Annotated in this window: 9 protein-coding genes; 1 reads left to right on the forward strand and 8 read right to left on the reverse strand. The window is 72.0% G+C overall.

All coding sequences use genetic code 11. From position 1 onward, the window contains the following. Positions 1-67: 67 nt before the first annotated feature. Positions 68-2,017: a protein kinase domain-containing protein gene (locus OG259_RS12940; protein ID WP_328942401.1), complete on the forward strand. Its 1,950-nt coding sequence runs from the start codon at positions 68-70 to the stop codon at positions 2,015-2,017. Positions 2,018-2,095: 78 nt separating this feature from the next. On the opposite strand, the gene gatB is transcribed toward OG259_RS12940, so the two are convergent. The 8 genes from gatB to OG259_RS12980 form a co-directional block, all read right to left on the reverse strand. Beyond that, positions 2,096-3,607, reverse strand: a complete 1,512-nt coding sequence (gatB, locus tag OG259_RS12945) for an Asp-tRNA(Asn)/Glu-tRNA(Gln) amidotransferase subunit GatB (protein ID WP_328942402.1) — start codon at positions 3,605-3,607, stop codon at positions 2,096-2,098. 26 nt (positions 3,608-3,633) lie between these two features. Continuing rightward, a complete protein-coding gene (locus OG259_RS12950; RefSeq protein WP_189830837.1) occupies positions 3,634-3,879 on the reverse strand; it encodes a hypothetical protein in 246 nt (81 codons plus the stop codon). Next, on the reverse strand, positions 3,876-5,372 hold the full coding sequence (gatA, locus tag OG259_RS12955; RefSeq protein ID WP_328942403.1) for an Asp-tRNA(Asn)/Glu-tRNA(Gln) amidotransferase subunit GatA: 1,497 nt from the start codon (positions 5,370-5,372) through the stop codon (positions 3,876-3,878). Before gatA ends, OG259_RS12950 begins: the two co-directional genes overlap by 4 nt. Before the next feature lie 5 nt (positions 5,373-5,377). Beyond that, positions 5,378-5,674 (reverse strand): Asp-tRNA(Asn)/Glu-tRNA(Gln) amidotransferase subunit GatC, encoded by a 297-nt coding sequence (gatC, locus tag OG259_RS12960; protein ID WP_015036350.1) that lies wholly within the window; start codon positions 5,672-5,674, stop codon positions 5,378-5,380. A gap of 106 nt (positions 5,675-5,780) precedes the next feature. Then, entirely contained in the window at positions 5,781-7,895 is a 2,115-nt protein-coding gene (locus OG259_RS12965) for a putative bifunctional diguanylate cyclase/phosphodiesterase (protein WP_328942404.1), read from the reverse strand. Between the two features lie 329 nt (positions 7,896-8,224). After that, positions 8,225-10,405, reverse strand: a complete 2,181-nt coding sequence (gene ligA, locus OG259_RS12970; protein WP_328942405.1) for an NAD-dependent DNA ligase LigA — start codon at positions 10,403-10,405, stop codon at positions 8,225-8,227. Between the two features lie 32 nt (positions 10,406-10,437). Next, on the reverse strand, positions 10,438-11,454 hold the full coding sequence (locus OG259_RS12975; protein WP_328942406.1) for a methionine synthase: 1,017 nt from the start codon (positions 11,452-11,454) through the stop codon (positions 10,438-10,440). A gap of 2 nt (positions 11,455-11,456) precedes the next feature. Then, entirely contained in the window at positions 11,457-12,155 is a 699-nt protein-coding gene (locus OG259_RS12980; RefSeq protein ID WP_328942407.1) for an SDR family oxidoreductase, read from the reverse strand. Between the last annotated feature and the right edge of the window lie 6 nt (positions 12,156-12,161).

Genomic DNA, 12,161 nt, shown 5'->3' on the forward strand with positions numbered 1-12,161 from the left:
GCGTTGACCAGGGGCCCGCCCGGGCGGCAAGCTGATGGCCTGTCAATCACTGTGCTCTGGGGGAAACTTGAGCAACACCGCACACCACATCGGCCCCGACTCCACACCTGACCGGTATCGGCTGCTGCGGTCCATCGGGCGGGGCGGTGAGGCCGTGCTCTATCTTGCGGAGATCGAGCTGGCCGGTGGCGCCGAGCCCGTCGTCGTCAAGGTGCTCGACTCGAAGACCACGATCACGCCCGAGGTCTTCGAGCGGATCAGCCAGAAGTGGAACGAACAGGCCGAGCTGCTGCGTTTCGTCCACCGGCCCGGCGTCGTCGGGGTGCGGGAGCACTTCCAGGGGCCGCCGATCCACCGCCCCGGCGAGTCCGGGACGATCACCGGCCGGGCCCTGGTCCTCGTCATGAACCATGTCGACGGCCTCGACCTGCGCGACTGGCGGGCCGAACGCACCCTCGCCACACCCGGCGAGCGGCGCGAGGTGATGCGGACCCTGGAGCAACTCGCCGACGTCCTCGACTGGCTGCACTCCGGCAAGGCCACCCCGTCCGGACGCACGGTCGTGCACGGCGACCTGTCCCCGGGCAACGTCATGGTCGACGAGCACGGGCAGGCGACCCTCGTCGACTTCGGACTGAGCAAGCTGACCGCCGACCACCAGACCGCCGAGGTGTGGTTCACCCCCGGCTACGCCGCCCCGGAGATCTTCGAGGGCAAGCGGACCCCGGGCACGGACCGCTACGCCTTCGGAGCCATCGCGTACTTCCTGCTCAGCGGCCAGTCCCCGCCGACCGCCCCCGAACAGCTGGTGTCCGCGCTCGGTGCGCTGCCGCAGATCGCGGGGCTGCCGGCGGAGCAGCGGGAGCGGGTGCTGAGCATCGCCGCGGCCGACGCGGGCCGGCGGCCGCTGTCCCTGTCGGCCTGGGTGAAGGACGTACGGCACGGGGTGGTGTCCACGACGACCTCCCGCCCGGCGAAGGTCGAGGACGCGGTGCCGCCCGCCCCCTCGACACCGCCCGCACGCCCCGCGCTGCCGCCGCAGCCCGCCACACCGCCCCAGGCGCCGGTTGTGGCCGCGCCCGCGGCGGCTCCACCGGAGGCCGCACCTCCGGCGGCCCAGCCGCCCGTGACCCCCCAGCCTGCGGCCCAGCCGCCCGTGACCCCGCAGCCCGTGACCCCGCAGCCGGTGGCTCCGCAGTCCGTGGGTCTCGGGTCCGTGGCCCCGCAGTCCGCCGAGCCGCCCACCGTCGCCACCCCCGGCTTCGGCGCCCCCGGCTTCGGACCGCCGACTCCTCCCCCGTCCCCCGTGGCGGCGACCTCCCCTCCCCCGGCGCCCGAACCTCGCCGCCGCCGCAAGGGCCCGCTCATCGGCGCCGTGGCCGGGGTCCTCCTCGTCGCCGTGCTCGCGGTGATCGGGATCCGGCTGCTCGGCGACAAGGAGGACAAGGGCACCGAGGGCAAGGGCGGTACGCCGTCCGCGACCACCGCCTCCTCCACGCCCGACCCCACCACCGAGGCGCCGACCGAGGAGCCCACGGACGAGCCGACCACCGAGGAGCCGACCGACCCGCCGACCACGGACCCGGAGGAGTCGGCGAGTCCGACCGACGACCCCGGGACCGTGCCTGACGCGCCCACCGCCGATCTGACCACGCTCGCCTCCGTCAGCGACCCCGACCGCTTCTCCGTCGGCACCGCGAAGATCGACACCAAGGAGTACGGGGCCGCCCTCATCGGCGACTGCTACAACGGCGCGTATGTCGAGTACGACCTCAACCGCGAATGGTCCTGGTTCGACTTCACCGCCGGGATCGACGACGGGTCGAACATCGAGACCGCCCGGATCATCGTCTCCGTGGACGACCAGCCGGCCCTCTTCAACGAGACCGTCGACCTGGGCAAGCCGATCACCAAGTCCCTGAAGATCGAAGGGGCGCTGCGCCTGCGCCTCAAGGTCGAGGAGACCTGCACCGACTCGGGCAGCGGAGTCATCGCCGCCCCGATCCTGCGCCGCTGACCCGGCACGCACACGGAACGGCCCCGCACCGGAACTCCGGTGCGGGGCCGTTCACATGTCCGTACGAGCAGCAGACGCTCAGCCTTCGCTGACGCCCAGCTTCTCCAGGATCAGGTCCTTCACGCGCGCCGCGTCGGCCTGACCGCGGGTGGCCTTCATGACCGCGCCGACCAGGGCGCCGACCGCGGCGACCTTGCCGCCGCGGATCTTGTCGGCGATGGCCGCGTTGGCCGCGATGGCCTCCTCGACCGCCGTGCCGAGCGCGCCCTCGTCGGAGACGACCTTCAGACCGCGCTTCTCGACGACCGCGTCCGGGGTGCCCTCGCCGGCGAGAACGCCCTCGATGACCTGACGGGCCAGCTTGTCGTTCAGGTCGCCGGCGGCGACCAGGGCGGAGACCCGGGCCACGTCCGCCGGGGTGATCGCCAGCTCTTCGAGCGAGACGCCCTGCTCGTTGGCGTTACGGGCGAGCTCGCCCATCCACCACTTGCGGGCCGAGGCCGCGTCCGCGCCGGCCTCGATCGTGGCGACGATCGCGTCGACCGCGCCGGCGTTGAGGATGGACTGCATGTCCAGCTCGGACACGCCCCACTCCTCGCGCAGCCGGTTGCGGCGCACCCGCGGCAGCTCGGGCAGGCCCTTGCGGAGCTCCTCGACCCACTCGCGGGCCGGGGCGACGGGGACGAGGTCGGGCTCCGGGAAGTACCGGTAGTCCTCGGCGTTGTCCTTGATGCGGCCCGAGGTGGTGGAGCCGTCCTCCTCGTGGAAGTGACGGGTCTCCTGCACGATCGTGCCGCCGGAGGACAGCACCGCGGCGTGGCGCTGGATCTCGAAGCGGGCAGCGCGCTCCACCGAACGGAGCGAGTTGACGTTCTTCGTCTCCGAGCGGGTGCCGAAGGTCTCCCGGCCGTGCGGGCGCAGCGACAGGTTCACGTCGCAGCGCATCTGGCCCTTGTCCATGCGCGCCTCGGAGACGTCGAGCGCGCGGATCAGCTCGCGCAGCTCGGCGACGTACGCCTTGGCGACCTCGGGGGCCCGCTCGCCCGCGCCCTCGATCGGCTTGGTGACGATCTCGATGAGGGGGATGCCGGCCCGGTTGTAGTCGAGCAGGGAGTGGGACGCGCCGTGGATACGGCCGGTGGCGCCGCCGACGTGCAGCGACTTGCCGGTGTCCTCCTCCATGTGGGCGCGCTCGATCTCCACGCGGAAGACCTCGCCGTCCTCCAGCTGGACGTCCAGGTAGCCGTTGAAGGCGATCGGCTCGTCGTACTGGGAGGTCTGGAAGTTCTTCGGCATGTCCGGATAGAAGTAGTTCTTCCGGGCGAAGCGGCACCACTCGGCGATCTCGCAGTGCAGCGCGAGGCCGATCTTGATGGCGGACTCGACGCCGATCGCGTTGACGACGGGCAGCGAGCCGGGCAGACCGAGGCAGGTCGGGCAGGTCTGCGAGTTCGGCTCGGCGCCCAGCTCGGTCGAGCAGCCGCAGAACATCTTCGTCTTGGTGCCGAGCTCGACATGGACCTCCAGGCCCATGACGGGGTCGTACTCGGCGAGCGCCGCTTCGTACGACAGCAGTTCAGTGACAGTCACGAGAATTCCCTCTGATGCCTTCGGCCTCAGCCGAACAGGACGTCGTCGTCACCGATGCGCTTCAGCTCGCGAACGAGGAGAGCGACACCGGTGGCGATGGCGGCGGCGGAGACGACGGCGTCGATCAGCTTGAGCGTGTCGTGCTCGCTGCGGGCCGTACGGGCGCGCTTGACGACGCCCATCAGGCCGAACGCGGTGGTGCCGATGGACAGGTACGTGCCGGTCTTGGACTTCTTGAAGCCCTTGGCCTTCTGCAGTGCACTGGTACTCACAGCGACGGAGCCTCCTCGAGCAGTGGGTGCCCCCACTTTTCCACGAAGGCGGCCTCGACGGCGGCGCCGACCTTGTACAGCCGGTCGTCCTTCATGGCGGGAGCGATGATCTGCAGACCGACCGGCAGACCGTCCTCGGGCGCCAGGCCGCAGGGCAGCGACATGGCGGCGTTGCCGGCCAGGTTGGTCGGGATGGTGCACAGGTCCGCGAGGTACATCGCCATCGGGTCGTCGGCGCGCTCGCCGATCGGGAAGGCGGTGGTGGGGGTCGTCGGGGAGACGATCACGTCCACCTCCTCGAAGGCCTTCTCGAACTCGCGGGTGATCAGGGTCCGGACCTTCTGGGCCGAGCCGTAGTACGCGTCGTAGTAGCCGGAGCTGAGCGCGTACGTACCGAGGATGATGCGGCGCTTGACCTCGTCGCCGAAGCCCGCCTCACGGGTGAGGGCGGTGACGTCCTCGGCGGACCGCGTGCCGTCGTCGCCGACCCGGAGGCCGTAACGCATGGCGTCGAAGCGGGCCAGGTTCGAGGAGCACTCGGACGGCGCGATCAGGTAGTACGCCGAGAGGGCGAGGTCGAAGGTCGGGCAGTCCAGCTCGACGATCTCGGCGCCCAGCGACTTGAGCAGTTCGACGGACTCGTCGAAGCGCTGCACGACACCGGCCTGGTAGCCCTCGCCGCGGAACTGCTTGACGACGCCGACGCGCATGCCGGCGACCGAGCCGTTGCGCGCGGCCTCGACGACCGGCGGGACCGGGGCGTCGATGGAGGTCGAGTCGAGCGGGTCGTGCCCGGCGATCGCCTCGTGCAGGAGGGCCGCGTCCAGGACCGTACGGGCGCAGGGGCCGCCCTGGTCGAGGGAGGACGAGAAGGCCACCATGCCGTAGCGGGAGACGCCGCCGTACGTCGGCTTGACGCCGACGGTGCCGGTGACGGCGGCGGGCTGGCGGATGGAACCGCCGGTGTCCGTGCCGATGGCGAGGGGCGCCTCGTACGCGGCGAGGGCGGCGGACGAGCCGCCGCCGGAGCCGCCGGGGATCCGGGTCAGGTCCCAGGGGTTGCCGGTCGGACCGTACGCGCTGTTCTCGGTGGACGACCCCATGGCGAACTCGTCCATGTTGGTCTTGCCGAGGATGACGACGTCGGCGGCCTTCAGGTTCTTGACCAGCGTCGCGTCGTACGGCGGGATCCAGCCCTCGAGGATCTTCGAGCCCACGGTCGTCGGCATGCCGGCGGTGGTGAAGATGTCCTTGAGCGCGAGCGGCACACCGGCGAGCGGGCCGAGCTTCTCGCCGCGGGCGCGCTTCTCGTCGACGGCACGGGCCTGGGCGAGCGCGCCCTCACGGTCGACGTGCAGGAAGGCGTGGACCTTCTCGTCGACGGCCTCGATACGGGCGAGGTGCGCCTCGGTGACCTCGACGGCGGTCAGTTCGCCGGAGGCGATCTTCCCGGCGATCTCGGCCGCGGTGAGCTTGATGATGTTGTCCGTCATGACTGTTAGTCCTCCCCCAGGATCTGCGGCACCTTGAAACGCTGCTGCTCCTGGGCCGGGGCGCCGGAGAGCGCCTGCTCGGGGGTGAGCGACGGACGGACCTCGTCCGCGCGCATGACATTGGTCAGCGGCAGCGGGTGGGAGGTCGGCGGTACGTCTTGGTCGGCGACCTCGGAGACGCGGGCGACCGCGCCGATGATGTCGTCGAGCTGGCCGGCGAAGTGATCGAGTTCTTCGCCCTTCAGCTCCAGACGCGCCAGCCGTGCGAGGTGGGCGACCTCCTCGCGCGTGATGCCAGGCATGCGGATCCTCACGGGGTGAGCTTGATGGTGTGGGCCCATCCTATGGGGCCGGTGCCGCTGCCCGTGAAACGGTTTGCCCGGGGTCGTCGCGCCGGGGTGACACGGCCTACTGGACGACGTGGCCGGAGGGCTGGTCCACGGCGATCTCGGCGGCGATGTCGGCGGGTCGGCGCCAGCCGTGCTCGCCGCGGGCGAGGAGCCAGGCGGTGGCCTCGCCGGGCGGCATCGCGGCGGCGACCAGCCAGCCCTGGACGGCGTCGCAGCCCAGGTCGCGCAGGCGCTCCCAGGTCTCGTCGTCCTCGACGCCCTCGGCGACGACGAGGAGGCCGAGGGAGTGGGCGAGGTCGACGGTGCAGCGGACGATCTCGGCGTCCTCGGTGTCGACGGCGAGCCGGGCCACGAAGGAGCGGTCGATCTTCAGTTCGCTGACGGGGAGCCGGCGCAGATGGACGAGCGAGGAGTAGCCGGTGCCGAAGTCGTCGAGGGACATCTTGACGCCGTGGCCGGTGAGGCCGTTGAGCGTGTCGGCGGCCCGCTGGGGGTCCTCCAGGAGGACGTGCTCCGTTATCTCCAGCTGGAGCGCTCCGGCCGGGACGCCGTGGCGGGCGAGCCGGGCGGCGACGGCACCCGCGAAGCCGGGGGTGTGCACGTCGCGCGGGGAGACGTTGACGGCGACCGGCACGTTGAGGCCCTGGGCGCGCCAGCGGGCGACCTGGGCGAGGGCGGTCTCCAGGACGTACTCGGTGAGGTGGGGCATCAGGCCGGAGGACTCGGCGATGGCGATGAACTCGTCCGGCGGGACCTTGCCGCGCTCGGGGTGGACCCATCGGACGAGCGCTTCGAGTCCGGCGACCTGGCCGTCGAAGCGCACCTTGGGCTGGTAGTGGAGTTCGACCTCGCCGGCGTCGAGGGCGCGGCGCAGGTCGCCGAGGAGGCCGAGCCGGTCGGGGGTGTTGGAGTCGCGCTTGGACTCGTAGACCTCGACGCCGGTGCGGTCGCGCTTGGCCTGGTACATGGCGACGTCGGCGCGGCGCAGCAGGCCCTCGGCGTCGAGGGCGTGGTCGGGGAAGACGGCGACGCCGGCGCTGGCCTCCAGGACGAGGGTGAGTCCGTCGAGGTCGAGCGGGGAGGAGAGTTCGGCGACGAGGTGGCGGGCGACCCGCTGGGCACTGGTGGTGGAGTCGGCGGTGGGCAGCAGGACGGCGAACTCGTCGCCGCCGAGGCGGGCGGCCTCGGCGCCGCGGGGCAGGGCGAGGCGGAGGCGTTCGGCGATCTGGAGGAGCAGCCGGTCGCCCGCGAGGTGTCCGAGGGTGTCGTTGACCGATCGGAAACGGTCGAGGTCGATCAGGACGAGGGCGGCGCGGGCCCCTTCGCCCTCGGCCTCCTCCAGGGCGGTCCAGGCCCGCTCCAGGAGCCACTGGCGGTTGGGGAGTCCGGTCAGCGGGTCGCGCAGCTGCTCCTCGGCGCGGGCGCGGGCGATCCACAGGGTGGAGTCGAGGGCGATGAGGGGGACGGCGAAGAGCGGCAGCAGGACGGGCCGGGTGGCGGCGACGACGCAGATCAGCGGGGCGATGCCGAGCAGCGCGACGGCGACGAGGCCCTGCCGCAGGAGGGCGGTGCGGGCGACGGTGGGCAGTCCGCGGCCCTGGGGGGCGAGCGTGTACCACAGGAGGAGCCGGGTCACCACGAGGTAGGTGGCGGCGGCGAGCACGACTTCCGGGAGGTCCCCGATCGTCCAGTCGAGGGGCTGCCAGGGCTGTTCGACCGTGGGGACGTCGCCGAAGAGGGCGAGGACGAGGGCGGCGGCGGCGACGCCGAGGATGTCGGCGGCGCCGTGCAGCAGGCCCTGGCGCCAGCGGTGCCGGCGGGCGGCGCCGACCAGGGTGACGACCGTCAGCGAGACGAGTCCGGCGGGCACCCAGCCGTAGAGCAGGAGGACGGCGAGGGTGAGGGCGGCGCCCGAACCGGTGCCTCCCCACCAGCGGTCACGGCCGAGGGCGACCAGGTGGCCGACGATGAGGCCGGTGAGGACGGCGAGGGACCAGCCGGTGACCCCGCCGGGGAAGAGTCCGGTGCCGGCGCTCAGGGCTTGCTGGAGCCCGACGACGAGTACGACGGCGGCGATGCCCACCACGGCTGCGGGCAGCCGGGAGGTGAAGCCCGGGGACCCCGCACGGCCGTGCGGCCGTGGGACCGGGGCGGCGCTCTCGGTCGGTTCCATTCCCGTCCCTCTCACAGGCGGCGGTGCCGTCGGTGTGCCATGGGCCGCGTGCCCGCGGCCGTCCGTCATGCGGCTGCCGTCGGGCGGCCGTTACACGTGCCACGGGGGCCGATGTCCCGACGCCACGACGGGCAGAGCCCTCGCGCGGCCGTGCAGGACAAGACGCACTGTCACCACACTAGGCCGCCGAGGGCTCCGGCGGGCAGCGCTCTCCCTCTCTTGCCCGAATGCGACCTGGCCACCCGTAACGATCTGGTATGCGCCGAACGGGTGAGCTGCGCGGGGCTGTCGCGAGGGCCCGGCGGGGCCCTCGCGAGAGGGTCGGGATGCTACTCGGCGACGGGTACCGCGGCCTCCCTGGCGGCGTCGGGCCCCTGTTCGAGCAGGATCGCGAAGCCGTCCTCGTCCAGAACCGGAACTTTCAGCTGCATCGCCTTGTCGTACTTCGAACCAGGGTTTTCACCGACGACGACGAAGGCGGTCTTCTTCGAAACGGAACCGGTCACCTTCGCTCCGAGGCTCTGGAGCGACTCTTTTGCGCCATCCCTGGTGAACTTCTCCAGGGTGCCGGTCACCACGACCGTGAGGCCTTCCAGCGGACGCGGCCCCACGTCCTCCCCGGCGCCCTCGTCCTCCAGAGTGACCCCGGCCGCGCGCCACTTGCGCACGATCTCGCGGTGCCATTCCTCGGCGAACCACTGCTTCACCGCGGTCGCGATGATCCCGCCGACCCCGTCGACGGCGGCCAGCTCCTCCTCGGTCGCCTGCTCGATCCGGTCGAGGGAGCGGAACTCACGGGCCAGCGCCTCGGCCGCGACCGGCCCCACGTGCCGGATGGAGAGACCGTTGATGAAGCGGGCCAGCGGGCGCGTCTTCGCGGCCGCGATGTTCTCCAGCATCGACAGGGCGTTCTTCTTCGGCTCGCCCTTCTGGTTGGCGAAGACCGTGACGATCTTCTCCTCGCCGGTCTTCGGGTCCCGCTTGGGCAGTCCGCTGTCCGGGTCGAGGACGTACGCCTTGATCGGCAGCAGCCGCTCGATGGTGAGGTCGAAGAGATCGCCCTCGTCCAGCAGCGGGGGCTCGGAAGGCTCCAGGGGACGGGTGAGCGCCGCCGCGGCCACCGCGCCGAAGTTCTCGATGTCCAGGCACTGGCGCCCGGCGAGGAAGAACAGCCGCTCGCGCAGCTGGGCCGGGCAGGTCCGGGCGTTCGGACAGCGGAGGTCGATGTCGCCCTCCTTCATCGGCTTCAGCGGCGTCCCGCACTCCGGGCACTCGGCGGGCATCACGAACTCCCGCTCGCTGCCGTCCCGCAGGTCCGCGACGGGCCCGAGGATCTCCGGGATGACGTCGCCGGCCTTGCGCAGCACGACGGTGTCGCCGATGAGGACGCCCTTGGCCTTCACCACCTCCTGGTTGTGGAGGGTGGCGAACTCGACCTCGGAACCGGCCACGGTCACCGGCTCCACCTGCGCGTACGGGGTGACGCGACCGGTCCTGCCGACGCCGACCTTGATGTCGATCAGCTTGGTGTTGACCTCCTCCGGCGCGTACTTCCAGGCGATCGCCCAGCGCGGGGCCCGCGCGGTGGAACCGAGCCGGCCCTGGAGCGGGATCTCGTCGAGCTTGACGACGACCCCGTCGATCTCGTGCTCCACGGAGTGACGGTTCTCCCCGAAGTACGCGATGAACTCCCGCACCTCGGCGAGCGAGCCGACCACCCTGTTGTGCCGGGCGGTGGGCAGGCCCCACTCGCGCAGCAGCTCGTACGCGTGGGAGAGGCAGTCGATGTCGAAGCCCTCGCGGGCGCCGATGCCGTGGACGACCATGTGGAGCGGGCGGGAGGCGGTGACCTTGGGGTCCTTCTGGCGGAGCGAACCCGCCGCCGCGTTCCTCGGGTTGGCGAAGGGCTTGTCGCCGGCCTCCACCAGGCGGGCGTTGAGCCCCTCGAAGGCCTCCATCGGGAAGTAGACCTCGCCGCGGATCTCCACGAGGTCCGGGATCCGGTCCCCGTGCAGCCGGTCCGGGATGTCGGCGATCGTCCGGACGTTGGGCGTGATGTCCTCGCCGGTGCGGCCGTCGCCGCGGGTGGCGGCCCGGGTCAGCCGACCGTGCTCGTAGGTGAGGTTGACCGCGAGGCCGTCGACCTTGAGCTCGCACAGGTAGTGGAAGTCGGGGGTGCCGACGTCCCGTGCGACCCGCTCGGCCCAGGTGGCCAGCTCCTCGTCGTCGAAGGCGTTGTCGAGGGAGAGCATCCGCTCGCGGTGCTCCACCGAGGTGAACTCGGTCTCGTACTGCCCCGCGACCTTCTGTGTCGGCGAGTCCGGCGTCCGCAGCTCCGGGTACTCCTCCTCCAGCGCCTCCAGGGCGCGCAGGAGCTTGTCGAAGTCGCCGTCGCTGATGACCGGCTGGTCCTTCACGTAGTACCGGAAGCGGTGCGCCTCGACCTGCTCGGCCAGATCGGCGTGCTTCTCCCGTGCCTCGGCGGGCAGGGCCCCCTGTTCGACTGCCACCTTCGTCCGTCCTCCCGTGCCTCGAAACCCGGTCACTCTGGGTTGTCCGCGAGCGATCTCGCCGCCCGGGCGCAGTGGGCGAGCGCCGCGCGGGCGTAGGCGGGCGAAGCGCCCGCGAGCCCGCACGTGGGAGTGACGACCACGGACTCCGCGAGAGTCCCCGGATTCAGCCCCAGCCTGCGCCACAGCGTCCTGACACCCATGACGCTACCGCCCGGGTCGGACAACGGGCCGTCGGTGGACGCCACCACACCGGCGAAGAGCTTGGTACCGGCCTCCACGGCCTCGCCGATCGTGTCCTCGTCACGCTCGGTGAGCAGCGAGAAGTCGAACGAGACGCCGGAGGCGCCGGCCCGCCGGAGGAGTGCGAACGGGACGTCGGGGGCGCAGGAGTGGACGACCACCGGCCCGTCGTGGACGGCGATCACCTCACGGAGGGCGCTCTCCACGACCTGCCGGTCGACGGCCCGGTAGGTGCGGTAGCCGCTGGCGGTACGGACGTGACCGCGCAGGACGGCGGTGAGCGAGGGCTCGTCGAGCTGGAGGACGAGCCGGGCGCCCGGGATCCGCTTGCGCAGGTCCGCGAGGTGCTCGTGGAGTCCCTCGGCGAGCGAGCCGACGAGGTCGCGGCAGGCGCCGGCGTCGCCGAGGGCCGCCTCGCCGCCGCGCAGCTCCAGGGCCGCGGCGAGCGTCCAGGGGCCCACGGCCTGCACCTTGAGCGGACCCTCGTACCCCTGGGTGAACTCCTCCAGGGCGTCCAGGTCCTCGCCCATCCAGGACCTGGCCCGCTTGGTGTCGCGGCCGGGGCGGTCGCTGATCCGCCAGCCGCTCGGCTCCACGTGCGCGTAGAAGTCGACGAGCATCCCGATGGTCCGGCCGATCATGTCGGCGCCGGGACCCCGGGCGGGCAGCTCGGCGAGGAACGGGAAGTCCTCGAAGGACCCGGTGACGGTCTTCGCGGTCTCGCGGGCGTCGCCGCCGGGCATGGACCCGACGCCGGTGGCGGGCCCGAAGAGCACGCGGTCGTCTTCAGCCTTCGTCTCGCTCATGTCTAGCGTCCCGGGCGAACGGTGAGGTCGTTGATCTCCGCGTCGCGCGGCAGGTCGATGGCGGTGAGGATCGCCGTCGCGACCGACTCGGGGTCGATCCACTTCGACGGGTCGTACTCCTTGCCCTCCTGGGAGTGGACCTTGGCCTGCATGGGGCTCGCGGTACGGCCCGGGTAGACCGAGGTGACCCGCACGCCGTTGCCGTGCTCCTCGTGGCGCAGGGAGTCGGCGAGGGCCTTGAGGCCGTGCTTGGAGGCGGCGTACGCGCCCCACTCGGCGTGCGCGGCGAGCCCGGCGCCCGAGTTCACGAAGACGACGTGGCCCTGGGAGACCCGCAGCTGGGGCAGCAGGTGCCGGGTCAGTTCGGCGGGGGCGACCAGGTTGACGTTGAGCTGGTGGTGCCAGGTCTTGGGGGTGAGGTCCCCGATCGGCCCGAGGTCGACGACGCCCGCGATGTGCAGCAGGCTGTCCACCCGCCCCGGCATGGTCTGGTGCGAGAACGCCCAGGAGAGCCGGTCCGGGTCGGCGAGGTCCCCGACGAGCGTGCGGGCGCCCGGGAACTGCGCGGCGAGCTCCTTGGCCCGCCCCGCGTCGCGCGCGTGGAGCACGAGTTCGTCCCCCCGCGCGTGGAGGCGGCGCGCGACGGCCGCGCCGATGCCGGAACCGGCTCCGGTGATCACATGTGTAGCCATGGTCACCATGCTCGC

Source organism: Streptomyces sp. NBC_00250, assembly GCF_036192275.1.
Classification (GTDB): domain Bacteria; phylum Actinomycetota; class Actinomycetes; order Streptomycetales; family Streptomycetaceae; genus Streptomyces.

Bases quoted from the DNA above. Each gene is read 5' to 3' on its own strand.
- OG259_RS12980 (WP_328942407.1), bottom strand. From the start codon at position 12,155: ATGGTGACCATGGCTACACATGTGATCACCGGAGCCGGTTCCGGCATC.
- gatC (WP_015036350.1), bottom strand. From the start codon at position 5,674: ATGCCTGGCATCACGCGCGAGGAGGTCGCCCACCTCGCACGGCTGGCG.
- gatA (WP_328942403.1), bottom strand. From the start codon at position 5,372: ATGACGGACAACATCATCAAGCTCACCGCGGCCGAGATCGCCGGGAAG.
- OG259_RS12965 (WP_328942404.1), bottom strand. From the start codon at position 7,895: ATGGAACCGACCGAGAGCGCCGCCCCGGTCCCACGGCCGCACGGCCGT.
- OG259_RS12975 (WP_328942406.1), bottom strand. From the start codon at position 11,454: ATGAGCGAGACGAAGGCTGAAGACGACCGCGTGCTCTTCGGGCCCGCC.